The organism is Ideonella sp., assembly GCF_036277275.1.
In the GTDB taxonomy this organism is placed as follows: Bacteria; Pseudomonadota; Gammaproteobacteria; order Burkholderiales; family Burkholderiaceae_C; genus Ideonella.
Window position 1 is genome coordinate 76,520 of sequence record NZ_DASUNH010000104.1, and the last position, 23,195, is coordinate 99,714.

20 protein-coding genes are annotated in these 23,195 nt (G+C 66.7%); 14 read left to right on the plus strand and 6 right to left on the minus strand.

Annotation, left to right across the window (positions count from 1 at the left end; all coding sequences use genetic code 11):
- Positions 1-71 precede the first annotated feature (71 nt).
- Entirely contained in the window at positions 72-2,390 is a 2,319-nt protein-coding gene (locus tag VFY73_RS17685) for a xyloglucanase (RefSeq protein ID WP_329721147.1), read from the plus strand.
- Between the two features lie 61 nt (positions 2,391-2,451).
- On the opposite strand, the gene VFY73_RS17690 is transcribed toward VFY73_RS17685, so the two are convergent.
- The 4 genes from VFY73_RS17690 to VFY73_RS17705 form a co-directional block, all read right to left on the minus strand.
- Entirely contained in the window at positions 2,452-3,732 is a 1,281-nt protein-coding gene (locus VFY73_RS17690; protein ID WP_329721149.1) for an HD-GYP domain-containing protein, read from the minus strand.
- 203 nt (positions 3,733-3,935) lie between these two features.
- Positions 3,936-4,640, minus strand: coding sequence for an HAD family hydrolase (locus VFY73_RS17695; protein ID WP_329721151.1), 705 nt, complete (start codon positions 4,638-4,640; stop codon positions 3,936-3,938).
- A 26-nt stretch (positions 4,641-4,666) separates the two neighbouring features.
- A complete protein-coding gene (locus tag VFY73_RS17700; protein WP_329721153.1) occupies positions 4,667-5,350 on the minus strand; it encodes a formylglycine-generating enzyme family protein in 684 nt (227 codons plus the stop codon).
- A 138-nt stretch (positions 5,351-5,488) separates the two neighbouring features.
- Entirely contained in the window at positions 5,489-6,325 is an 837-nt protein-coding gene (locus VFY73_RS17705; RefSeq protein ID WP_329721155.1) for a sulfotransferase, read from the minus strand.
- Between the two features lie 378 nt (positions 6,326-6,703).
- Here VFY73_RS17705 and VFY73_RS17710 point away from each other — a divergent pair, with 378 nt between their 5' ends.
- The 11 genes from VFY73_RS17710 to VFY73_RS17760 all read left to right on the plus strand — a co-directional run bounded on the left by VFY73_RS17710 (position 6,704) and on the right by VFY73_RS17760 (position 19,582).
- Positions 6,704-7,588, plus strand: coding sequence for an NrtA/SsuA/CpmA family ABC transporter substrate-binding protein (locus VFY73_RS17710; RefSeq protein ID WP_329721157.1), 885 nt, complete (start codon positions 6,704-6,706; stop codon positions 7,586-7,588).
- A gap of 260 nt (positions 7,589-7,848) precedes the next feature.
- Entirely contained in the window at positions 7,849-9,417 is a 1,569-nt protein-coding gene (locus VFY73_RS17715) for a sensor histidine kinase (protein ID WP_329721159.1), read from the plus strand.
- The gene (locus VFY73_RS17720) at positions 9,404-9,859 is read left to right on the plus strand and encodes a response regulator (RefSeq protein ID WP_329721161.1); all 456 of its coding nucleotides are present in this window, start codon (positions 9,404-9,406) and stop codon (positions 9,857-9,859) included. Before VFY73_RS17715 ends, VFY73_RS17720 begins: the two co-directional genes overlap by 14 nt.
- A complete protein-coding gene (locus VFY73_RS17725; RefSeq protein WP_329721163.1) occupies positions 9,856-11,811 on the plus strand; it encodes a hybrid sensor histidine kinase/response regulator in 1,956 nt (651 codons plus the stop codon). Before VFY73_RS17720 ends, VFY73_RS17725 begins: the two co-directional genes overlap by 4 nt.
- A gap of 266 nt (positions 11,812-12,077) precedes the next feature.
- Positions 12,078-13,445, plus strand: coding sequence for an HD domain-containing phosphohydrolase (locus tag VFY73_RS17730; RefSeq protein WP_329721165.1), 1,368 nt, complete (start codon positions 12,078-12,080; stop codon positions 13,443-13,445).
- A 24-nt stretch (positions 13,446-13,469) separates the two neighbouring features.
- Positions 13,470-14,060: a response regulator gene (locus VFY73_RS17735; RefSeq protein ID WP_329721167.1), complete on the plus strand. Its 591-nt coding sequence runs from the start codon at positions 13,470-13,472 to the stop codon at positions 14,058-14,060.
- A gap of 4 nt (positions 14,061-14,064) precedes the next feature.
- Positions 14,065-16,224, plus strand: a complete 2,160-nt coding sequence (locus VFY73_RS17740) for a PAS domain S-box protein (RefSeq protein ID WP_329721169.1) — start codon at positions 14,065-14,067, stop codon at positions 16,222-16,224.
- 153 nt (positions 16,225-16,377) lie between these two features.
- Complete coding sequence (locus VFY73_RS17745) at positions 16,378-18,147, plus strand: EAL domain-containing protein (RefSeq protein WP_329721171.1); 1,770 nt, start codon at positions 16,378-16,380, stop codon at positions 18,145-18,147.
- A 36-nt stretch (positions 18,148-18,183) separates the two neighbouring features.
- Positions 18,184-18,351: a hypothetical protein gene (locus VFY73_RS17750; RefSeq protein WP_329721173.1), complete on the plus strand. Its 168-nt coding sequence runs from the start codon at positions 18,184-18,186 to the stop codon at positions 18,349-18,351.
- Complete coding sequence (locus VFY73_RS17755; RefSeq protein WP_329721175.1) at positions 18,348-19,190, plus strand: HDOD domain-containing protein; 843 nt, start codon at positions 18,348-18,350, stop codon at positions 19,188-19,190. The genes VFY73_RS17750 and VFY73_RS17755 overlap by 4 nt, the downstream gene beginning before the upstream one ends.
- 119 nt (positions 19,191-19,309) lie before the next feature.
- Positions 19,310-19,582, plus strand: coding sequence for a hypothetical protein (locus tag VFY73_RS17760; RefSeq protein WP_329721177.1), 273 nt, complete (start codon positions 19,310-19,312; stop codon positions 19,580-19,582).
- A 69-nt stretch (positions 19,583-19,651) separates the two neighbouring features.
- Here the strand turns inward: VFY73_RS17760 and VFY73_RS17765 are convergent, their stop codons facing one another.
- Positions 19,652-20,416, minus strand: a complete 765-nt coding sequence (locus VFY73_RS17765; RefSeq protein WP_329721179.1) for an SDR family oxidoreductase — start codon at positions 20,414-20,416, stop codon at positions 19,652-19,654.
- A gap of 101 nt (positions 20,417-20,517) precedes the next feature.
- Here VFY73_RS17765 and VFY73_RS17770 point away from each other — a divergent pair, with 101 nt between their 5' ends.
- Together VFY73_RS17770 and VFY73_RS17775 are read left to right on the plus strand one after the other, a co-directional pair.
- Positions 20,518-21,480 carry a LysR family transcriptional regulator gene (locus VFY73_RS17770; RefSeq protein ID WP_329721181.1) on the plus strand — a complete coding sequence of 321 codons (963 nt, stop codon included), beginning with the start codon at positions 20,518-20,520 and terminating at the stop codon, positions 21,478-21,480.
- A gap of 98 nt (positions 21,481-21,578) precedes the next feature.
- Positions 21,579-22,403, plus strand: a complete 825-nt coding sequence (locus tag VFY73_RS17775) for a hypothetical protein (RefSeq protein ID WP_329721183.1) — start codon at positions 21,579-21,581, stop codon at positions 22,401-22,403.
- Between the two features lie 31 nt (positions 22,404-22,434).
- Here the strand turns inward: VFY73_RS17775 and VFY73_RS17780 are convergent, their stop codons facing one another.
- Positions 22,435-22,929: a hypothetical protein gene (locus VFY73_RS17780; RefSeq protein WP_329721185.1), complete on the minus strand. Its 495-nt coding sequence runs from the start codon at positions 22,927-22,929 to the stop codon at positions 22,435-22,437.
- Between the last annotated feature and the right edge of the window lie 266 nt (positions 22,930-23,195).

The following is a 23,195-nucleotide window of genomic DNA, read 5'->3' on the forward strand; positions in this document are numbered from 1 at the left end:
ATTCCGCGACTTGTATGACTATATGACCGCGGATACAACAGCGGCCATTGCATACAGCCTCTGGAATCTGCATGACGCTGCCCTCGAAATTGCCAGCCTTTATGTTGATCGCCATGCTGGCGATGGCTTCGGCGCAGGCGGCGAGTCCTGCTGTCCCTGCCGCCGAGGCAGCGCCCCTCGCGCCGACCTATTCCTGGAAGAACGTGCCCATCCGCGGTGGTGGATTCATCTCCGGCATCGTGTTCAGCCGAGCCCAGAAGGACCTGATCTACGCGCGCACCGACATCGGCGGCATGTACCGGTGGAGCGAGTCGACGAAGAGCTGGAAGCCGCTGCTGGACTGGGTGGGGTGGAAGAACTGGGGCTTCAACGGCGTGGTCAGCGTGGCCGCCGATCCGAGCGATGCCCAACGCGTCTACGCCGCCGTGGGCATGTACACCAACAGCTGGGATCCGAACAACGGCGCCATCCTGCGCTCGGCCGATCAGGGCCGCTCCTGGCAGGTCACCAAGCTGCCCTTCAAGCTGGGCGGCAACATGCCGGGCCGCGGCATGGGGGAGCGCCTCGCCGTGGACCCGAACCACGCCAAGGTGCTGTACTTCGGCGCCCCGAGCGGCAAGGGCTTGTGGCGCAGCGTCGACCGCGGCGTCACGTGGGCGGTGGTCGAGTCGTTCCCCAACCCCGGCAACTATGTCGCCGACCCCAACGACAGCTCGGGCTACGGCTCCGACAACCAGGGCGTGCTGTGGGTGGCCTTCGATCCGCGCAGCGGCAGCCCCGGCAAGTCTTCTCGCGTGATCTATGTCGGCGTGGCGGACAAGCAGAACGGTATCTACCGCTCCAACGATGCCGGCGCCACCTGGGAACGGGTGGCCAACCAACCCGTCGGCTATCTGCCGCAAAAGGGCGTGCTGGAGCCGGTGCACGGCTTTCTCTACATCGCGACCAGCGATACCGGCGGGCCCTATGACGGGTCCAAGGGCGACGTCTGGAAGCTGGCCACGGCCGATGGCACGTGGACTCAGATCAGCCCGATCCCATCTTCCAGCCCTGATGCCTACTTCGGCTACAGCGGCCTCACCGTCGACCGCCAGAACCCGAAGACGCTGATGGTGGCGAGCCAGATCTCGTGGTGGCCGGATGCGCAGTTTTTCCGCAGCACCGACGGCGGCGGTAGTTGGTCGCGCGCGTGGGAGTTCACCAGCTATCCGAACCGCAGCTTCCGCTACACGATGGACATCAGCGATGTGCCTTGGCTGACCTTCGGTGCGAACCCGCAACCGCCCGAGGTGGCCCCCAAGCTGGGCTGGATGACCCAGGCGGTCGAGATCGACCCGTTCAACGCCAATCGCTTCATGTACGGCACCGGCGCCACGCTCTACGGCAGCAACAACCTGCTCAACTGGGATCAGGCCGACGGGCGCATCACCATCAAGCCGATGGTGAAGGGATTGGAAGAAACCGCGGTGCTCGATCTGGTCAGCCCCCCGGCCGGTGCGCCGCTGTTCTCGGCGATGTACGACGTGGCCGGCTTCCGGCACGATGACCTGACGAAGGTGCCGGCGATGATGCACATCACGCCGAACCTGGGCGGCAACAGCAGCATCGACTTCGCCGAGCTGAAGCCCGAGGTGATGGCCCGCGTGGGGCAGATCGACAAGGCCGCCAACCCGAACGTCAACCGCATCGGCGTGTCGGCCGATGGTGGCCACAACTGGTACCAAGGCCAGGAGCCGGCCGGCGGCGCCGGCTCGGGCGTGATCGCCGTGGCGGCGGACGCCAGCACGTTCGTGTGGAGCCCGTCGGGTGGTGCCCCGGTGGTCTATTCGATCAGCCGGGGCAGTTCCTGGGCGCAGTCTTCGGGCGTGCCCGCGGGTGCCCAGGTCCGGTCCGACCGTGTGAACCCAGCCAGGTTCTACGCTTTCTCCGGCGGCCGCTTCTACGCCAGCACGAACGGTGGTGCCTCGTTTTCGGCCACGGCGGCGAACAACCTGCCGCCCACCGGCAACGTGAAGTTCAAGGCCGTGCCGGGGCGCGAAGGTGACATCTGGCTGGCCGGTGGCAGCGACTCCGGCCTCTACGGCCTGTGGCACTCCACCGACGGCGGCGCCAGCTTCGGCAAGGTGAAGGGTGTGCCGCAGGCCGACAACATCGGGTTCGGCAAAGCGGCACCCGAGGCGGACTACGTGACGCTCTACGCCGTGGCCAAGATCGGGGGCGTGCGCGGCCTGTTCCGCTCGGTGGATGCGGGCGCGACCTGGCAACGCATCAACGACGACGAGCACCAGTACGGCAACTTCGGCGAAGCGCTGACCGGTGATCCGCGCGTGTTCGGGCGGGTCTACGTTGGCACGAATGGGCGAGGCATCATCGTCGGCGAAGCCCAGTGAAACCAGCGTCAATGGCGGGCCGCCGATCCCGTGTCGCGATGCGGGGGCTCCGCGGCCCGCGTCAGCGGCTCGTCAACTCGACCAGCTCCTGCACGATCGCGGCATCGGGCGGCGAGAGCTGAGCCGAGCGCAGCGTCACCTCACGCTTGACTTCGCGCAGCCGCCATTGCAGCTCGCGCAGCACGATGGAGACTTCGAGCCGCACGTTGGCATCCAGCTCGGTCAGCCGCGCGGTCAGCTCGTCGGGCTGGTGACTGTCCAGCCCCGTGCTCGAGAACGCCAGGCTGATGCGTTGGGATCGCTCCACCGCATGTTCCAGCAGGCTCTTCAGCGACGCGCTGGCGGTCGGTATCTTGCTCACGATCAACTCGCGGTTCTGGCGGAAGCGCTGCACTGCACCGTAGACCGTGATGACGCGCTCGGCCAGCTCTTGCACCGAGGCCCCGGCGTCGTCTTGTGCCGGCCGGTTTTTGGTCTCGGCGTGTGCGGCGGTCGCCACCTTGTCGAGCAATGCGCGGTTGAATTCGCCAGGAATGAGCTTGACCGCGACCGCGGCACGCTCGGCGTTGTGACTGCCGGCTTCCAGCAGGCCTATCAGCATCTCGGCCATTGCCAGCACCTGGCCGGGCAGGGGCAGGGCGTCGCCGCGCAGGCCGGCGGGGTAGCCGAAGCCGTCGAGTCGCTCGTGGTGGTGCAGTACCGCGTTGGCCACCTTGATACCGGCGCCGGGCATGTCCTTCAGCACGCGGGCGCCAACGATCGGGTGGGCCGCCACGTGCTTCCATTGCTGCGGCGTCAGCCTGGCACCGGGGGCCAGGATGGCCGGGTCGATGTAGACCTCGCCCACGTCGTGCAGCAGGCCGGCCAGGAGCATCAGGTCCATCGGCGGACCGCCGGAGATCTGGTTGGCCATCGCCGCGCTGACCAGCGCGATGCCGACGGCATGCTCCAGCTTGGCTGGGCCCTGGGCGGCGTAGACGCTGAGCAGCGAGTCGACCTGCGATGTGAGGATCAGGTCGCGCAGCGAGGTGCTCAGCAGCTTGCCGGTGGCCGCGCCGCACAGGCGCGACAGCAGCGGGTGGCGCTCGAGCAGCGCTTCGGCCACGCGGTCGATCTTGCGTGAGCCGACGCCTTCGACGACCCGCATCATGCTTTCGAGGGGCTTGGTGAGCTTGTATTCGAGCAACCGGGCTCGGGCGCGGGCGTCGATCCTGGCGCCTTTGGCCAGCAGCTTCATGCCGTTGCGGGCCATGATGTCTTCGCTGGCCTCGACCCCGCTGTCTTCGGACAGTGCCACCACACGGTCGAGGTAGTGGTGATTGACCTCTACGGCTTCATTCATGGATGGTGTCGCAGACGGCCTTGTGGAGACGCCTGCTGCTCCCTGGTTTATTTTGTGAGTCGGCTATCGACGGAAAAGCAGAGCCGTTGACACCATGGTCGGTGGATCGAGGGCCAACCCGGCAATTTTTCGCAGTTCCCCGCATGGCCTGGCCATCGCCGGGCGGCACCGCCGATGGATGGCGCACCACGGTCGCAGCACCTTCAGCCGCCGGCTTGCAGCAACACGGCATGCAGTGACTCCACCGCGGCGCGGCCGCTGTCGCGGTGCTGGCCGGCGCGGTCGAGCAGCACCGCCTGCAGGCCGGCCTGCAGCGCGGCGTCGTAGTCGAGTTGCGGGGAGTCGCCGATCATCAAGGTCTCGGCGCCGTGGGCATCGAAGCGTTTCAGCACCGAATGGAAGGCGTGCGGCGACGGCTTGCTGAAGCCGATTTCCTCTCCGATGGTCACGGTGTCGACCATCTGCTCCAGGCCGGTGGCCTGGAGCTTGCGCCGTTGGCCGTCGGATGGGCCGTTGGTCAGGATCGCCAGGCGCAGGCCTTGGGCACGAAGCCGCTCGAGCGTGGGCCACGCGTCTTCGTACAGCTTGGGGCTGTCGTTGACGCAGTCCATGAAGATCTTGTTCAACTCTTCGATCAGCGCGTCTCTTGGCGCGATGCCGAGTTCGGTGAAGGGGTCGGCAAAGCGTCGCAGCCGGTACTGCGCGCGCGTCAGAAGGCCTTGCTCGAACTGCACGAACAAGGGGCGGTCGCAGGCCGCGCACGCGTGCAGGTACGCGGCCGAATCGATGCCCTCGAGATCGAGGTGCTGGCCGAGTTGCGTGTAGGCCACCTGTCGGGTGGTGGCGAAGTCGATCAAGGTGTCGTCCAGATCGAAGATCACCAGGTTCACTGCACTGTGGTCGCTCATGTTGGTGTCCTGTCCCGCAAATGGCGTCAGTCGTCCCAGACGGGGCGGATGCCGATGGTGGTGGTGCCCAGGCGCGCCCACTTGCCGCGCACCGCCGCGATTCTCAGGTGATGGGGCCCTTTGCTCCACGCCCCGCCTTTGATCACACGCTCCCCGGGCAGCCCGCCGGCCTGCTCGTCGAGCCGGTCCTCGCACCATTCGCTGAGGTTGCCGGCGAGGTCGTAGAGGCCGAGATCCGTGGCCGGGAAGCTGCCGACGGCGCTGGTGCCGCCCATGTGCTCATCGAAGTTGGCCAGCGCCGGGGTCGGGTCCAGATCGCCCCATGGGTAGAGGCGGGTCGGCTCGTTGTTCGAAGCAACGGCTTCCCACTCCGCGCACAGTGGCAGTCGGCCGCCGAGCTGCTGTGCCAGCAGCTTCGCGCCGGCCCAGTTGATGCCGCTGACCGGGTGCAGCCGCTGCGCCGGCACGCAGGTCCAGCGGCGTGTTCGAGGTTCGCAGACGAGGGGGCAGCGCGGGTTGTGCACATTGACATAGCGATAGGCCAATTCACCTTCCGGCGGCAGGCCGATCTCGTTGAGCAACGCCACCGCGGTCTCACAGGTGAGCAAGGTCGTCGCCACGCGCAGCGGTGGTCCGTAGGCCTGGCGTGACGTTCGGGGTCTGAAGCGCACGGCGTTGTCGATGTAGGCATGAACCAGTGGGTTTCTCATGTTGATTTGCTCCCTGCTCACAACCGCTCGATGCCGCCCCGTCACCAGGGCAGCGCGAGGAGTCGATAAGTGCCTGCCGCCGGGTCGACTCATCCCTCGGCGCAGCAGCAGCGGCCAGGCCGCCGCTGCGAAAGGCAATCAAGCCACCACGCGCTCGCCGGCGACGTGCAACACCTCCTCGATGACCTGGCGCTGGCGCGGGTTCAAACGTGTTTGCCACGCATTGGTCACCTCGCTGCCTCGCCGAAAAGACGAATAAATGCCGCCACGGTTGTCGGCGGCGCGCTCGTTCACGAAGCTCAACAGCGCCGGGTGCGGCGCCACGTCCAGCAGGTCGGTGACCTTCAGCAGCTCCGTGGCCGGGTCGCGGATCAACCCTTCCAGCGACAACACGCAATGGTCGAACGCGCCGATCGTGTCGCGCGCCATCTCATAGCGGACGGCCACGCTCATCGCTGCCAGCTCCGCTGCCCGCGCGTCGTGTTCGCCGGGTTGCAGCTGGCTGGCATAGGCGGGGAACATGCGCTGGAACGCCGGGGGCACGGTTTCCTGGTAGCGCCAGAAATCGATCAGGCCGCTGCGCAGCACCGAGTTGACGATGGCGCGTGGGTTGCGGCGCAGAAAGATGATCTTCAGCGACGGCAAGAAGGCCTTCAACCAACCCAGCTTGCCGAAAAGTACCGTCTCCTTGAATCCGGCGATGCGCGTGGCAGTCGACTGCAGAAGATAGGCGCGCAACTCGATCAGAAAGTCACGCAACTCGGGCTCACCGGCCAGGCTCGCATGCAGCGACCCGGGGTCGTACTCCCGGGCCCCCCAGTGAACCAGGTCGCATTGGCGAAACAGGCTGGTGTGCATCGACAGCGGCTCGTTCAGGCACTCGACGGCCGGGTGCGCCTGGAGCAGGTCGTTGAGGAAATTCGAGCCCGAGCGATGGTGAGCCAACACCAGGAACGGTGCGCGGCGGGCGCTCATCGGGCGGGCACCAAAAGCATGACAACTCTTTCAGTTCACCGGGATTGGAGACCCAGAACGCAACTTGGCGCACGCGAAGTCCATGATCCCATGAGGGCAATCGGGGCGGGGTTGTCAGCGAGTGATCGGACATCTACTCTCCACTCGCGAGTGCACTCAGCCATGCCGACGCATGGAAGGTACGGTCGCACCTCGCCAGGGAGAGTAGAAAGCATGAATGCTTCGGTGGGGCCTCGGCGGGAAGGCCGCCTGCGCAAACGCTGGCTCGCCGCGTGGGCGATGCTCGCGGGTGGGCTCGTGCTGCTCGTCGCGGCATTCGCCACCGGCCGGCTCGGGTTCGATGGGCGCTCGGCCTCGGGCGATAGGCTGACAATTGCCATGTCGTCAACGCCTCATGCGGCGCTGCTTCACCTGGCCGTCGCCAAGGGGTATTTCGCCCAGGAGGGGCTGGATGTCGTGGCCACGCCGGTCAGCCACGGCAAGGCGGCGCTGGATCTGCTGACGCAAGGCAAGGTGGATCTGGCGGCGGCCGCCGAGGTTCCTTTCGTCATTTCCGTCTTGCAGGGCGAGGAGCTCGCCATCGTCACCAGCATCGCCAGCGTGGCCACCGAGATGGCGCTGGTCGCCCGGCGCGACCGGGGCATCACAGGGCCGCGCGACCTGGCGGGAAAGAAGGTCGGCGTCACGCTCGGCACCAGCGGCGAGTACTTTCTGTGGGCCTTCCTGATTCGGCACAAGGTGGCCCCCGACCTCGTCACGATGGTCAACATTCCGCCCGGCCAGTTGGTGGCCGCGCTGGAGCAGGGCCGCATCGATGCGGTCTCGACATGGCAGCCGGTGCGCCGCAGCGCCGAGGCGGCCCTGGCCGCGCAGGGCGTGACGCTGTCCGATCCCGATGCCTACACCGTGACGCATGTGCTGCTGGGGCGCGCCGCGACGCTCAAGCAGCGCCCCGACGCGATGCGCCGGGTGGTTCGCGCGTTGCTCAAGGCCGAAGCCTTCGTCAAGGCCGAGCCCGCCGGTGCGCTGGCGCTGATCGCCGATCGGCTGAAGCTGCTGCCCGATGACCTGCGGCCGACGTGGAAAGAGCTCGACCTTCGGGTGAACCTGCTGCAGCACCATCTGGTCACCCTGGAAGACGAGGCCCGCTGGGTCATCGCGCGCGGCTACGCCAAGGACGGGCCGATTCCGAATTTCATGACCAACCTTTCCCTGGACGCGCTGTCTGCGGTGCGGCCCGAGCGGGTGACCGTGGTGCACTAGGAAATACGTGCCATAGAGATTCGACCAGATGGTGATGATCGTGCGTCCCGACGGCTGGGCAGATACCGAGCGTATCCGCCCTGGTGGCCGGGCGCGCGAGGGCGCCATCTGGTCGAACCCCTTCGGGGCGAGCCGAAATGGGGCGCTCGCAGCGTCGCCAAGCCAGGCAGATACCACTCGGTATCTGCCTGGCTCGTCGTCTCGCGATCATCCCCATTGCGGCACGTCCAATGGCACGTAGTTCTGACTCTGGACACTAGATGAAGATCAGCACCAAGGGCAAGCTGGCAACAGCGATCGTGCTGGGCGCGATCGGCCTGATTGCGGTCATGACCTGGTGGGCGATCGGGGAAGTCGAGCGCGCCGACCGGCAGCGCCGGCAGACCACCGAGATTGCCCGGGCGCTCAACGGCCTGCGCCTGGTGACCTTCGAATTCATCCTGCACCGGCAAGCACGGGCCCGCGAGCAGCAGCGTGATGTCTCGAACCGGCTGGACGGCCTGCTCGCCGAATTCTCGGCCGGCGTCAGCGCCTACGACCGGGCCGCCGCCGAGTTGACGAAAGACCTGCAGACACGCAACGCAACGGCCGACCGCCTGTTTGCCGAGTTGCTTGCTTCGCCGGTCGGCGATCCATCGGCCGGCATGGTCGACCCGGCCACGCAGCGCTTCGAAGCGCAACTGTCGAGCCGCCTGCTGATCCTGCAGCAGGAAACCATGGCCGATGCCTTCGAACTGAGCGAGCTGGCCGCTCAGCGAATCGATGCGGCCCAACGGCGGGTCGCGGTCGTCACGCTGGCGGGGCTGGCCCTGATCGCCTCTTGCACCTGCGGCGCTGCCTGGTGGGTCAACCGGAAGATGCTGCTGCCCGTCGCCAGGCTCGAGCAGGCCACCCGCGAGGTGGCTGCCGGCAACTGGAACTACCGGCTGGAGACGCACGGCGAGGACGAGATCGCGCAGATGGCGCGCCACTTCAATGCCATGACCCATGCATTGCGCGACTCGTTTCACCAGATCGAGCGCAGCAACCATGAGCTGGCCGCACTGAACAAGGAGATCGAGGCCTTCAGCTATTCGGTCTCACATGACCTGCGGGGGCCGCTGCGCAGCATGGACGGCTTTGCGCTGGCGCTGCTGGAAGACTACAGCGGCAAGCTCGACGAAGACGGCGAAGACGCGTTGCATCGCATACGCGCCGCCAGCCAACGCATGGGCCGACTGATCGACGAGCTGCTGGGCCTGTCGCGCGTGACCCGCACGGAACTGTCGATCCGCCAGGTCGACCTCAGTCACATGGCCCAGGAAATCACCGAGGCGCTCGTCAGGCACCACCCCGACCACGCGGTGAGCCTGCGCATCGACGAAGGGATGACGGTGCTGGCCGATCCCGCACTGATACGCATCGCGATGCAGAACCTGCTGGAGAACGCCTGGAAGTTCACCGGCAAGACGGCATCCGCGGCCATCCACGTGGGCATGCGCCATGTCGACGGTCACCGCGAGTTTTTCGTCAGCGACAACGGCGTCGGTTTCGACATGGCCTATGCCGGCCGCCTGTTCGGCGCCTTCCAGCGCCTGCACCATGAGAACGAGTTCGCCGGCACGGGCATCGGCCTGGCGATCGTGCAACGGGTCATCCGGCGCCATGGCGGCACGATCAGCGTGCGGGCCGAGCCCGGCAAGGGGGCCACCTTCTGCTTCTGCCTGCCGGACCACGCGCAGGAGAGCGAGCAAGAGGCCGGATCGCTGTCCACCCAGGTGAATTCCATGAACCCGCTGAACGGCGGCCCGGTTGCGCCGGCCGAAGGAGCAAGCTTTGAACGAGTCTGACAAGATCATCCTGCTGGTCGAGGACAGCCCCGACGACGTGACATTGACGTTGCGTGCGTTCAAGCGCAGCCACCTGATGAACCCGATCGAGGTCGCTCGCGACGGCATCGAGGCGCTGGACTTTCTTTTCGGGCGCGGCGCCCACGCCAGTCGCGCAAACGCACCATTGCCCACACTGGTCATTCTTGACCTCAAGCTGCCCAAGCTCGACGGGCTCGGCGTGCTCAAGGCGATTCGGGCCGACCCGTTCACCCAGTTCCTGCCAGTGGTCATCCTGACCTCGTCGAAGGAGGAACAAGACCTGATCTCAGGCTACGCGCTGGGCGCCAACAGCTACGTGCGCAAGCCGGTGGATTTCGTCGAATTCCTTGATGCGGTCAAGGTGCTCGGCATCTTCTGGCTGATGCTCAACCAGACGCCGACGCAACGGAATTCGTCGTGACCAAAGCCATTCGCGTTCTGGTGGTCGAGGACTCGGAAGACGACTCCCGGCTGGCCATGCGCGCGTTGCGGCGAGCCGGGTTCGAGCCCCGGCATCGGCGCGTGCAGGACGTGGCGGCCCTGCGCGCTGCCTTGAGCGAAGAGCAGTGGGACGCGGTGCTGTCCGATTTTTCGCTGCCGGGCTTCACGGGGGTCGACGCGCTGAAGGTGTTTCGCGAGACCGAGCTGGACATCCCTTTCATCTTCGTCTCGGGCACCATCGGCGAAGAGATCGCCGTGACCGCGATGAAGGCCGGCGCCAGCGACTACGTGATGAAGCACAACATCGCGCGCCTGGCCCCGGCGCTGGAGCGGGAGCTGGCCCAGGCGCGGATCCGGGCCGCGCACCGGCGGGCGCAGATCGAGCTCGTGCAGTCGCGTGATCGTTATGTCGACCTGTACGACTACGCACCCGTCGGCTACCTGACGCTGTCGGGCGAAGGCTTGATCGTCCAGCTGAACCAGACCGGGGCCGAGATGCTCGGCGAGCCTCGCGAGCGCCTGCAGGGCACGTCGTTCGATCGGTTCGTGGCCCTGGGGGACGCGGCCGTCTGGCGGGCTCGCCTGAGTCGGACCGTTCATCACGGCGAGCGGCAGCGGATCGAACTGGTCCTGCGGCGCGACGATGGTTCGCACCTGCACGCCCAGCTCGACTTTGCCTGCCTGGTGGCAGAGCAGGCCGCACCGATGGCCCGCGTGACGATCTCCGACATCAGCGAGCGCAAGACGGCCGAGGCCGATCGGCGCAAGTTCGAGACGCAGCTGCGCCACATGCAGAAGCTGGAGTCCGTCGGCACGCTGGCCGGCGGCATTGCCCACGACTTCAACAACATCCTCGGCGGCATCCTGGGCAACGTGACGCTGGTGCGCCGCATGCTGGGGGGTGACCACGATGCCCAATCCAGCCTGGAGGAAATCCAGAAGGCCAGCCTGCGTGCGCGCGATCTGGTCCGGCAGATCCTGACCTTCAGTCGGCGCCAGCCGCAAGAGCTGAGCGTGCAACTGCTGCGCCCGGTGTATGAAGAAACCTTTCAACTGCTGCGGGCCACACTGCCGGCGCGCGTGGAGCTGGAGGTCGTGCTGACCGAAGACCCTGTGTACGTGAAAGCCGACGCAACCCAGGTGCAGCAGGTGTTGATGAACCTGTGCACCAACGCCTGGCATGCGCTGAAGGATGGCGCGGGCCGCATCACGATGGGCCTCGAGGCGGCGCAGTACGACGGTGTCGGCGCCCACCGCGGCGTGGCCGGCCTGCCACTTGGCCGCTACGCGCACCTCTGGGTCAGCGACACCGGCATCGGCATGGACCCCGAAACCCGCGAGCGCATCTTCGAGCCCTTCTTCACCACCAAGCCGGTGGGCCAGGGAACCGGGCTTGGCCTGTCCGTCGTGCACGGCATCGTGACCGCGCACAACGGTGTCATCACGGTGGACAGCCAGGCGGGGCTGGGCAGCAGTTTCCACCTGTACCTGCCGGCCACCGACGCGCCCGGCGGGCCGCCGCTTGAGCAAGCGCCACCGCCAGCGGCCCCGGGCCGTGGCGAACGCGTGCTGTATGTCGACGACGACCCCACGATGGTGCTGATGGTCCAGCGGATGCTCGAGCGCGCGGGCTACAGCGTCAGCACCTTCGAAGACTCTGCGCTGGCGATCGAGGCCTTGCGCCAGCAGCCCAAGGCTTTCGACCTGGTGCTGACCGACTACAACATGCCGGGCTTTTCGGGGCTGGAGGTGGCCCGGGAAGTGGTGCGCCTGTGTCCCGGGTTGCCGGTGGCCATCAGCTCCGGCTACATCACCGACGAGTTGCGTGCCCAGGCCGACGAAGCGGGTGTGCGCTGGCTGCTCGAGAAGCAGAACACCTTTCAGGAACTGGAAGGGCTGGTGGCGCGGCTGCTGTCACGCACCGTCGAATGATCGTTGGCGCGGCACTTGCCGGCCGAAAGCGTGATTGCGTCGCGGATTCCGCGCCGGCGCGCCGGTCGTGCACGGGCGCAACCTCACAAGTGCCGGCGGATTGCCGATGTTTTTGCAGGATCGGCCCGAACGCGCAGGCCTAGCATTCCGGTGCGGTTCGGCGTGCAGACGCGTGCGTCGCCATGTTCGACGGTGCTGTCCTGGCCGGTCGTTCCCGGCAGCCGTGGCAAGTTGGCTGGTTGCCGGTTTCATTTCTGGAGTGACCCATGACAGAAGCACAGGCCCTCGTCGCGGCGCCCGCCGCCGGCGCGGCGCCGGCGTCGACTGCGACCCTGCTGCTGGTGGACGACGAGCCGTCCATCCTGAGTGCACTGCGCCGGCTCTTTCGCCCGCAGGGCTACCGCATCCTGATCGCCGAAGGCGGTGCCGCCGCGCTGGAGCTGGTTCGCAACGACCCTGTCGACCTGGTGATCTCCGACATGCGCATGCCCGGCATGGACGGTGCGCAGTTCCTGGAAAAAATGCGCCAGATGCAACCGGATGCCGCGCGCATCCTGTTGACCGGCTATGCCGACATCTCGTCGACCATCGCGGCCATCAACTGCGGCCAGATCCACCGCTACATCGCCAAGCCCTGGGACGACAACGACATCGTGCTGGTCGTGCGCGAGGCGCTGGCCCGACGCCAGCTGGAGCGCCAGAACCAGCAGCTGAGCACGCTGATCGCCGGCCAGAACGAAGAGTTGCGCCAGCTCAACGGCCAGCTGGAACAGCGCGTCAAGCACCGCACGGCGGAGATCGAGCAGATCAACGACATGCTGAATGTCGCCTACGACGAGCTGAAGTCCAACTTCATGCTCTCGATGCGCATCTTCTCGGGCCTGATGGACCTGCGGCACAGCGGCCTGGCGGGCCAGTCGTCACGCGTGTCCGAATGGGTCAAGCGCGTGTGCGTGCAGATGAAGCTCGACGAGCGGCAGTCCCACGACGCCTATGTGGCCGCGCTGCTGCACGGCATCGGCAAGATCGGCTTCCCCGACGGCATGCTCGGCAAGCCGCTGTCGACGCTCAGCTCCGACGAGACCGCCCGGTACCGCAAGCACACGCTCAACGCCGAAGCGGCCCTGATGCCGCTGGCGCAACTGCAGCCGGTGGCCCGGATCATCCGTTCGCAGCACGAGCGGATCGACGGCAACGGTTTCCCCGACGGCCTGGAGGGCGACGAAATCCCGCTCGGCGCGCGCATCCTGGCGCCGGTCGTCGACTACGAGAACCTCATCAACGGCACGCTGGCCGAACGCCGCTTCACCGCCGAGGACGCCGCCAGCAGCATCCGCCGTGGGGCCGGCACCCGCTACGACGCCAAGGTCGTGGCGGCCTTCGTCGAGGTGCTGAAGCAGCCGCTGCCCGATTGCGAATCCGACCGCGAGATCTCGGCGCTCGACCTGGTGCCCGGCATGGTGCTCTCGCGTGACCTCGTCAGCACCCAGGGCACCTTGTTGCTGGCCGCCGGCTACATGTTCGACGCCAGGGTGGTACGCCAGGTGCGCGAGTACGCGCAGCGCGAGGGGGTCAAGCTGACCCTGCGAGTGCGCAAGGACAACCCCGGCGGTGCGAATCTACCGAATCACTGACAGGCCCAGGGAAAGGACAACACAATGCAAACGCATCGGATCATGTTGGTCGACGACGAAAGCGGTGTGCTGAACGCGCTGTCGCGCCTGTTGCGGCTGACACCGCTGGTCATTGCCGATCGGCCCTGCCATCCGCAGGTGGAGGTCTTCACCTCGGCCCGCGAAGCCCTGGCGCGTGCCGCAGAGCGTGCCTACAGCCTCGTCGTCTCTGACTTCCGCATGCCCGAGATGGACGGCGTGGCGGTGTTGCGGCGCATGCGCGAGCTGCAGCCGGATTGCGCCCGGGTGATTCTGTCGGGCTACACCGACCTGAACGGGTTGATCGGTGCCATCAACGAGGCCCAGATCGACCGCTTCATTGCCAAGCCGTGGAACGACTTCGAACTCGTCAGCGCCTTGTCGCAGATCCTGCAGATCCGCGCGCTGCGCATGGAGAACGAAGCGCTGGCCAACCAGATGCGCTGCGAGCGTGGCCAGCTCTCCGTCGCCGAACTGGAGATGAAGCGCCTGGAGCAGATGGAGCCTGGCATCACCCAGGTTCAGTGGGGACCGGACGGCTCGGTGGTGATGGATGCCGACGCCCTGTTGCCCGAACTTCGCGACGGCTGGAAGTAGGGCCATGCAGCGCGACCTGCCCGGCCATATGCTGCCGGCGGCCACCCCGAGCCCGGCCCAGGCCATGTGCCGCGCCGTGATGGGCGCCTTGAACGTGCCAGCTTTCCTGCACCAGGGCGGGATGTTGCTGTTCGCCAACGAGGCCTTGATCCGGCTGGTCGGCTACAGCGAGGCAAGCCTGCTGGCGATGACGCATGCCGACCTGGCGAGCCCCGAGATGGTCAGCCAGATGGCCATCTACGGCATGGCCTGCCTCGAAGAGGATCCCCAGCCAGCGGCGACCGAGATGGTGCTGCGCACCGCCACTGGCGATGACCGCTTTGTCGAGCTCACGGCGCGGCGGATCGACCTCGATGGCCAGCCCGCCGTGCTGTCGACCTGCCAGGACCTGAGCGACATCCGCCACGTCCAGACCAGCCTGCTGAACATGAGCCAGGTGCTGAACCAGATCATGGACAGCACGCCGGTGGCCACCTTCGTGATCGACGGTGAACACCGGGTGACCCATTGGAACCGGGCCTGCGAGCAATTGACCGGGCGCGACTACTGGGACATGCAAGGGGTGGTCGAGAAGGGCCAAGTCTTCTATGCCACCGAGCGGCCCTTGCTGTGCGACCTGATCGTCGACGGCGTCGACATGGAGGTGATGAAACAGCTGTACCACGGCCGCATTCAACCTTCCAAGGCGGTCGAAGGCGCTTTCGAAGGCGAGAACTTCTTCCCCAACTTCGGCGAAGGCGGCCGTTGGCTGTTCTTCACCTCCGCGCCGTTGCGCAATGCCCAGGGCGAGGTCGTCGGGGCCATCGAGACCCTGCAAGACGTGTCGCAACGCCGCGCTGCCGAAGAAGAGCTGATGCGGCACCGCAACCAGCTGGAGTTGCTGGTCAGCGAACGCACGGCCGAGCTCAACAGCACGCACCGGGAGCTGGCCGCCTTCATGGAAAACGCCTCGGTGGGCATCATCGCGTCGGTCGGCGGGAAGATCACGCGGCACAACAAGAAGTTCGCCGAGATGTTCGCGACGGACGCCGGCAGCCTGATCGGCCTGGCGACGCAAGAGTTCTTCTGCAGCGCCGAGGATTACGCGGCCTTCAGCGATGTGGCGTTCCCCGTGCTGGCCGAAGGCAAGCCGCTGCAGCACGAGATGACGCTGCGGCGACTGGACGGCAAGCAGCTGTGGGTGCAGATGATCGCCTACGTCTCCCGGATCGACGACCCGACCGCCGGCACCTGGTGGCTGGTGCAGGACCGCAGCGAGGTGCGGCGTGCGCAAGAGGCGCTGGAATCGAACTACGAGCGGCTGAAGGAAACCAACCGCATGCTCGAGGAAGCGCAGAACCAGCTGCTGCAGTCGGAAAAGATGGCGTCGATCGGCCAGTTGGCGGCCGGTGTTGCGCACGAGATCAACAACCCGGTCGGCTTCGTCAATTCGAACCTGAATTCGCTCAAGAACTACATCGACGGCCTGCTGCGCCTGTTGACCGACTACGAGTCGCACGAAGCGGTGCTGGGCGACGACGCGCGCCGGCAGCTGCAGGCGATCAAACAGGACGTCGACCTCGAGTACATGCGCGAGGACGTCCCGGTGCTGCTGCGCGAAAGCGCCGATGGCCTGACCCGTGTCAAGCGCATCGTGCAGGACCTGAAAGACTTCTCGCGCGTCGACAACGCCGACTGGCAGGAGGCCGATCTGAACGCCGGCCTGGAGTCGACGCTGAACGTCGTCAACAACGAGATCAAGTACAAGGCCGAAGTTCGCCGCAACTACGGCCAGTTGCCGCCGGTGCGTTGCCTGGCCGCGCAGCTGAACCAGGTCTTCATGAACCTGATCGTGAACGCCGCCCATGCGATCGAGGGCACCGGTGTCATCACGCTGTCCAGCGGGCACTGCGGCGAGTGGGTCTGGGTCGAGGTCAGCGACACCGGCAGCGGCATGTCGCCCGAGGTGCAAAAGCGCATCTTCGAGCCGTTCTACACGACCAAGCCGGTGGGCAAGGGAACCGGGCTCGGGCTGTCACTGTCGTTCTCCATCGTGCAGAAGCACAAGGGCCAGCTCAAGGTGCAGTCGGAACTCGGCAAGGGCAGTGCCTTCAGGATCTGGATCCCCGTCAGTTGTGACGATGCGCTCGAGGCGCCGCCACCGCCGGCCGAAATGGTCAATTGATCGCTTGTGGGTCGTCAAACGGATGCGCAGAATAGGCATCACAGTCGAGATCGAAGCACGCCATACCGAGCGTGCATGGCTGTCGAGCAGCAAGCGTCGACAGGCCCTGTGCTTGGGGTTTGGCATCTAGTGTGAAACAGATCAGGGATGGTCATGCCGATTCAACCGCTGCATTCGGAGCCTTCGTGCTCGCTGCCAATGGGTGTGTGGGCCACGGCGCTCGCGCCCGAAGCTCTCGACGTGGTGGTGCAAAGGGCCACCCCGCCCGAGTCACCCGCATCACCCAAGCCAACCGATGCCGAACAGCGCGTGGCGGCTTTGGGAGCGGCACTCGGCCAGGCACTCGATCAGCAAGAGCTGAGCCTGCACTACCAGCCTCAGATCGACCTGCGCAGCGGCGCCATGTATGGCGTCGAGGCCTTGCTGCGCTGGCATTCGGCGGCGCTGGGCCAGGTGGCACCGGATGAGTTCATTGCCGTGGCCGAGCAGACCGGCCACATGGCCGCCATTGGCGAATGGGTGTTGCGCACCGCCTGCGCCCAGGCGGCCGCGTGGCGGCGAGCGGGCATGAGCGGGTTGCGCATCGCCGTCAACATCTCCGGCCGTCAGCTGGAGCAGGACGACCTGGCGCAGCGCATCCAGGCCATCCTGCTCGAGACCGGCGCCGACCCCGCCATGCTCGGCGTGGAAGTCACCGAAGCCATGCTGGTCGGCGATGCCACCCGTGCCGCGCGCACGCTGCATGCGCTGCGCGCCATCGGCATGGAGATCTCGCTCGACGACTTCGGCACCGGCTACTCCAACCTCAGCGTGCTGCGCTCGTTGCCGATCGACGTGCTCAAGATCGATCGCTCGTACGTCCACGATGTCACCGCGGCGCCAGCCAAGGTGTCGGTCACCCGGGCCGTGATCACGATGGCCCACAGCCTTCACATGAAGGTGTTGGCTGAAGGGGTGGAGACCGAGGGCCAGTTGGCGCTCCTGATGGCCAACCGCTGCGACGCGATCCAGGGCTACTTCTTCAGCCGGCCGGTGTCGGCCCAAGACATCGAGGCCCTGTGGCAGGAAAAGCGCAGCCTGCCGAGCAAGTACATCACCGCTCCGCCGCGTCAACGTACGCTGCTGCTGGTCGACGACGAGGAGAACATCGTGGCGGCGCTGCGACGCTCGCTGCGGCGCGGCGGCTACCGGATCCTGACGGCCAACAGCGCGGCCGAGGGCCTGCAGCGGCTTGCCGAATGCGAGGTCGACGTGATCGTTTCGGACCAGCGCATGCCCGGCATGACCGGGGTCGAATTCCTGCGCCGGGCCAAGACGCTGTATCCGGGGACCGTGCGCATCGTGCTGTCCGGCTATACCGAGCTGCAGTCGATCACCGATGCGATCAACGAAGGCGCGATCTACAAGTTCCTCACCAAGCCGTGGGAAGACGACCTGTTGCGGGCCAACATCGAAGAGGCCTTTCGCCAGAAGGAGATGGCCGACGAGAACTGCCGGCTCGACCTCGAAGTGCGCAAGGCCAACGAGGAACTGGCCGAGGTCAACCAACGGCTCGAATCGGCGCTGGCCGAACAGCGCAAGCAGCTGAAGTTGATCGAGGCGCGGGGCAGCAGCGCGCTCGAGTTGCTGCTCAGCGTGCCGGTGCCGCTCATCGGCATCGACGATGAAGGGCTGGTTGCTTTCGTCAACCGCGACGCCGAATTGCTGCTGCCCGAGTGCACCGCGTTGGTCGGCCGCGACGCCGATGAGGCCTTGCCGCCGGCCTTGCGACCGATGCTGCAGTGGCCCGATGAAGTGCCGGCCACGCTCATCCTGAATGGGCAGCCTTGCCGTTGCATCAGCCGCACCATGACGGCCGACGGCGACACCCGGGGCCGCCTGTTGCTGGTGATCCCGAATGCAACGGCCGCAGAGCCGCATTGAGAGGCCTCGAGAGCCATCAGGAAGGAACGAACAACCATGTCATCCGACACCACCATCTCGCCGGCGCCCGACAGGCCTGGCGTCGCCGCGTCCACGCCTGCCGAGCAGCGCTTGATGTGGCTCTTTCGTGATTCATTGCGTCGGCAGCAGATCCACCCCTTGCTGGCCGTCATGCGCCGATACCGCGAGCGGACACCCAAATGACCGCGCCTGATCCGGCGGCGCTGCTGGGCCGATTGCGTGATCTGCCGGCCCTGCCGCAGGCGCTGGCCAGCCTGCTCGAGGCGCTGCAGCGCGAAGACGTGGCGATCGACGACTTGGCCGCGACGTTGTCGCAGGATCAGGCGCTCGCCGCCAAGACCTTGCGGCTGGCGAACAGCTCTTTCTACGGCCTGAGAGGGCGCGTCAATTCGATCCGCGATGCGATCGGGGTGTTGGGGTTGCGCAGCCTCAGCACGGCGCTGACCGCCGCGGCCGTCAGCGGCTGCTTTGCCCAGCCGCGCTGCCGTGGCTTTGACTTGGCTGCCTACTGGCGCCACTCGATCGCCTGCGGTCTGTGTGCCCGCCATCTGGCCCGCAGCTTGCGGCTCGACGACGGCACGGCCTTCACCGCCGGCTTGCTGCACGACCTGGGCCGGCTGACGCTGGCCAGCCTGGCGCCCGAGTGGCTGGAACCAGTCTATGACCAGCGGCGGCAATTGGACTGCACCATGCTGCAGGCTGAGCGCGATGTGCTGGGGACCGACCATGCCGAGCTCGGCGCGCAGGTGGCCCGCCGCTGGCACTTCGGCAACGACGTGGTCGAGGCGATACGGCTGCACCACGCCCCGCCCGCCGGGGCCACCGTCAGCCTGACCGATCTGGTGCACGTGGCCGATGTCTTCGTGCATGGGCTCGATCTGGCCGGCGTTCCGGACGAGATGGTGCCGCCGCTGGCGGCAGACGCCTGGGGCCGCGTGTCGCTGAGCGAGGCCGAGTGCGAAACGGTGTTCGAGCGAACCGAAGTCGAGCTCGAAGAACTCTGCGACGCCCTGGGGGTCTGAAGCCTCGCGCCAGGAGGGGCGGGTGCGGTGTTGCAGATGCAAACGAATCTTTCGCCCCACCCGCAGGAGGCCGGGTGGATACTACGTTGGCCTCCCCCCCTTCAGCAGAGGTCCGCGCGATGGAATCCAGACTCTTCGAATCGGAACCCGTGCCCGCCTGGGATGCCCCGCTGATGCGTGCCGTGACACGCCTGGGCTCTTCAGCCGCCCAGAATGGCATGGCCATCGGCATCGAAGACCCTGAAGGCCGTATCTATCGCGTGGTTCAGACGAACGGCATCTGCGAGACCGTCCAGTTCTTCGAGTCGGCCCGCTCGCTCGGGTTCGGCATCATCGAAGGCCGGCAGATCGGCGAGCAGACCTTCCAGCGCGTCCTGCGGCACCACGACTGACGGGCGAGCGCGGGCCCCGGGTCGCGCCTGCCGTCATGGCCCTTGGGGCGCCGATCGGGCGATGGCCCGTCAGGTCCGCGTGATCGAGACGCCGCCGTCGACCAGCGACGCGGTGCCGGTGACGAAGCTTGCATCGTCGCAGGCGAAGAACAGCACTGCACGCGCGAGTTCCTCGGGCTTGGCAACGCGCTTGAGCGCGTGCAGGCTCTTCACGAACGCCTGCGACTCGGGCGTGTCGTTCTTCATGCGGTACATCGCGGTGTCGACGGCGCCCGGCAGGATGGCATTGACGCGCACCCCACTCGGGCCGAATTCGGCCGCCAGGGTTTGCGTCAGCCCGATCAGGCCCGACTTGCTCGCCGCGTAGGCGGCCAGGCCCGGGAACGACGCCGTGTGGCCGACGAAGGTCGAGGTGAAGATCACCGAGCCGCCGCCGTTCTTCAGCATCTGCGCGATCTGGTGCTTGGCGCCCAGGAAGGCACCGGTCAGGTTGACCGCCAGCGTGTCGTTCCAGCCGGCCTCGGCCAGCTCGGTGCTGGGCCCGCGTGCGCCCAGCGTGCCGGCGTTGTTGAAGGCGATGTCGAGCCGGCCGAAATGCTGCACGGCCAGCGCGACCAGCGACCGGGCGTAGTCTTCCGACCGCACATCGCCGGCCAGGGCCACCGCCTCGGCGCCCGATGCGCGGATCTGCGCGACCAGGTCGTCCAGCTCACCCTGGCGCCGCGCGCCGACGATGAGCTTGGCCCCTTCGGCGGCGAACAGCCGCGCGGTGGCGCGTCCGATGCCCGCGCTTGCGCCGGTGATGAGGGCTACTTTTCCAGCCAGGCGTCCCATGAAATCTCCAAGGTGTTGTTGAGGAAGGCGCCATGGTGGCGGCGAGACCTCGTTCGCACTAGAGTGCAGGTCATGGTTCTTCTTTCCGGAAAATTCGAACAATGGGCTTGAAGCTGGATGGCATCGCGAGCTTCGTCGCGGTGGCCGAATCGGGCTCGATCAGCGAGGCCGCGCGGCGGCTGCAACTGGCCAAGTCAGTGGTGAGCGAGCGTCTGGCCGAACTCGAGCGCGCACTCGGTGCCACGCTGCTGCATCGCACGACCCGTCGGCTGAACCTGACGGAGGACGGCACCGCCTTTCTCGAACGCGCCACGCGCATCGTGCGCGAGGTCGAAGACGCGAGCGCAGACATGGCCGAGCGCCGCGGCACCTTGTCGGGCCCGATGCGCATCTCCGCGCCGGTCACCTTTGGCCGCATGCACCTTGGGCCGGCGTTGTATCCCTTCCTGGCGGAGCACGCGGCGATCGAGATGACGTTGGAGTTCGACGATCGCCGAGTCGATGCGGCCGCCGATGGCTTCGACGCGGTGGTCAGGCACGGGCCGCTGCTGGACTCGCGCTTGGTGGCCTGGAAGCTGGCGCCGAGCAGGCGGGTGCTCGTTGCATCGCCGGCCTACCTCAAGCGCCACGGCACGCCGAGCAGCGCGCAGCAACTGCAAGACCACCGCGCCATCTTCTATACCAACCGCGGCGTGGCCGATTGGCGCTTCGAGGGGCCTGAGGGCGCCGTCGTCGTGCGGGCGAGGGCGGCGCTGCGGCTCAACAACGGCGACGTGATGCACGACGCCGTGGCGGCTGGCCTGGGGCTCGGGCTGATGCCGAGCTTCATCGCCGGCGAGAGCTTGCGCCAGGGGCTGTTGCAGGCGGTCGACATCGGCCTGGAGACGCCGCAGGAGTGGCTCTACGTGGCCCACCCCGAAGGGCGCCGCGCCTCGGCGAAGCTGCGGGCCATGGTCGAGTGGCTGCGGACGGCATTCGGCGATCCGCCGTACTGGGAGCGGTGGCGGGAACCGCTGACTGAGCCCGTCAGGCGAGCAGCCGCCAAGCGGCGCCAATCCGGCTGAGGGCGCTTCAATTCGACGCCGTCCGTGCCACGACCCAGCTTGGGCGGGCGAAGGCGTTGTGTCTCGTGGGGGAAAGCGTATAAGTCAACAGCGAACCCATGGCGACCGACGCATCGATCTGGTGGCTGCTGCTGTGTGCGGTGAGCCTGCTCAACGTCTTGGCCTGGACGGCCTCTGCCGCTTGGCTGTGGCAAAGCCGTTCGAGTTGCCATGCCGAGCTTTGGGCCCTGGTTCGCCTGCAGATGGTGTTGTCGGCTGTCTATGTGCTCGGCTGCGGGTATCGATCGGCCTTTCCGGTCTACGACGTGCAGCGCCTTTGCATGGTCGATTCGTGGTTGTCCAGTGTCATCGTCGGGCGTTCGGTCGCAACGATCGCCGAGCTTTGTTTTGCTGCCCAGTGGGCGCTGTTGCTGCGCCACCTGGCGCGCGCCACCGGCCACACGATCGCCGAGAACAGCGCCCGCGTCATGCTGCCGTTGATCGTGGTGGCGGAGCTGTGCTCCTGGCACGCCGTGCTGACCACCTCGAACCTCGGCCACGTGGCCGAGGAGTCGATCTGGGCGGCCTGCGGCGCGCTGCTGGTGGTCAACCTTGGCCTTGTCCGGCTCCGCTGCGAGCCGGCGCTGCGCCCCATGATCGCTGCGGCCTGCGTGCTGGGCGCGGCCTATGTCGCCTACATGGCCTGGGTCGATGTGCCGATGTACTGGAACCGCTGGTGGGCCGACATGGACCAGGGGCGGCCCTACCTCACGGTGATGCAGGGCGTGCGAGATGCTTCCCAGCGATGGGTCGTGTCTCACCGCTGGGAAGACTGGAAGACCGAGGTCGTGTGGATGACGCTGTACTTCAGCGTCGGCGTCTGGCTCAGCGTGGCGCTGATGCACATGCCCGCGCGAGCGGCAAGGTCTTCGTCACGCTGCTGACGCATGAGGGGCGTGGGACGCTGGACGGGCTTCAGCCGATTCGCACGATCGACATCGGTGGCTGCAGCGGCCCGCTCGGGCCCAGCTTGTTCAGCACCGCGACATAGATCTTCCACTCGTTGTCGGTCATCATCCCGTTGACCACGAAGGACCGCACCTCGCCGCCATCGGGCATCAGCGTGATCGCGGCGAACCCGATCGCCGGGTTGTTGGGCACGCAGTAGAACAGGCCTTTCTCGGCGACGCTCCAGCCGCGCGCGAGCTCGTAGCGGCCTTCATAGCCGATCTTGCCGAGGTCGAAACTGAATCGGATGGTGCCGACGTTGAACACGTCTTCGGGCCACAGAAACTGGCCTTCCAGACCGACCAGCGTCTTGATGTCCGACGGGCCGTGCCAGCCGGCGCCCTGCAACAACGCGGACTGGCTGAACTGGGTCTTGAGCGCTTCGTGCGTTTCGGCCGGCAGCTGCGCGTGGCGCAGCAGCGTCTCGGCCGCTTTCGATTCCAACGATGGGCTTGCAGCCATGGCATAACTCCAGAATGGGGTGGCGGGGTCGCGGGGCATATTAGGGTCATGTGCCTGCAGAGGCAAACTTCCTGGCCAAGACCGCGCAGCCATCGAGCCAATTGGGCGCGCCGTGGGGCGGCGATGCAGGCGGTGTGGACCCGCCGCTCGCCGTGTGGGATGCAGGAATGGGCCGTACAAGTATCTTTCGGCCCGGAACGCAGGTTGCCCCCACCGGCGAAAAGGTACTTTCATCCATTGCCGCCGCAGGGCTGACTCACGCTGTG

Coding starts and splice junctions, on each gene's coding strand:
- VFY73_RS17700 (WP_329721153.1), bottom strand. CDS start 5,350: ATGAGAAACCCACTGGTTCATGCCTACATCGACAACGCCGTGCGCTTC.
- VFY73_RS17775 (WP_329721183.1), top strand. CDS start 21,579: ATGGCGACCGACGCATCGATCTGGTGGCTGCTGCTGTGTGCGGTGAGC.
- VFY73_RS17740 (WP_329721169.1), top strand. CDS start 14,065: ATGCAGCGCGACCTGCCCGGCCATATGCTGCCGGCGGCCACCCCGAGC.
- VFY73_RS17765 (WP_329721179.1), bottom strand. CDS start 20,416: ATGGGACGCCTGGCTGGAAAAGTAGCCCTCATCACCGGCGCAAGCGCG.
- VFY73_RS17710 (WP_329721157.1), top strand. CDS start 6,704: ATGTCGTCAACGCCTCATGCGGCGCTGCTTCACCTGGCCGTCGCCAAG.
- VFY73_RS17690 (WP_329721149.1), bottom strand. CDS start 3,732: ATGAATGAAGCCGTAGAGGTCAATCACCACTACCTCGACCGTGTGGTG.
- VFY73_RS17735 (WP_329721167.1), top strand. CDS start 13,470: ATGCAAACGCATCGGATCATGTTGGTCGACGACGAAAGCGGTGTGCTG.
- VFY73_RS17695 (WP_329721151.1), bottom strand. CDS start 4,640: ATGAGCGACCACAGTGCAGTGAACCTGGTGATCTTCGATCTGGACGAC.
- VFY73_RS17715 (WP_329721159.1), top strand. CDS start 7,849: ATGAAGATCAGCACCAAGGGCAAGCTGGCAACAGCGATCGTGCTGGGC.
- VFY73_RS17730 (WP_329721165.1), top strand. CDS start 12,078: ATGACAGAAGCACAGGCCCTCGTCGCGGCGCCCGCCGCCGGCGCGGCG.
- VFY73_RS17750 (WP_329721173.1), top strand. CDS start 18,184: ATGTCATCCGACACCACCATCTCGCCGGCGCCCGACAGGCCTGGCGTC.
- VFY73_RS17705 (WP_329721155.1), bottom strand. CDS start 6,325: ATGAGCGCCCGCCGCGCACCGTTCCTGGTGTTGGCTCACCATCGCTCG.
- VFY73_RS17755 (WP_329721175.1), top strand. CDS start 18,348: ATGACCGCGCCTGATCCGGCGGCGCTGCTGGGCCGATTGCGTGATCTG.
- VFY73_RS17770 (WP_329721181.1), top strand. CDS start 20,518: ATGGGCTTGAAGCTGGATGGCATCGCGAGCTTCGTCGCGGTGGCCGAA.
- VFY73_RS17780 (WP_329721185.1), bottom strand. CDS start 22,929: ATGGCTGCAAGCCCATCGTTGGAATCGAAAGCGGCCGAGACGCTGCTG.
- VFY73_RS17685 (WP_329721147.1), top strand. CDS start 72: ATGACGCTGCCCTCGAAATTGCCAGCCTTTATGTTGATCGCCATGCTG.
- VFY73_RS17745 (WP_329721171.1), top strand. CDS start 16,378: ATGCCGATTCAACCGCTGCATTCGGAGCCTTCGTGCTCGCTGCCAATG.
- VFY73_RS17760 (WP_329721177.1), top strand. CDS start 19,310: ATGGAATCCAGACTCTTCGAATCGGAACCCGTGCCCGCCTGGGATGCC.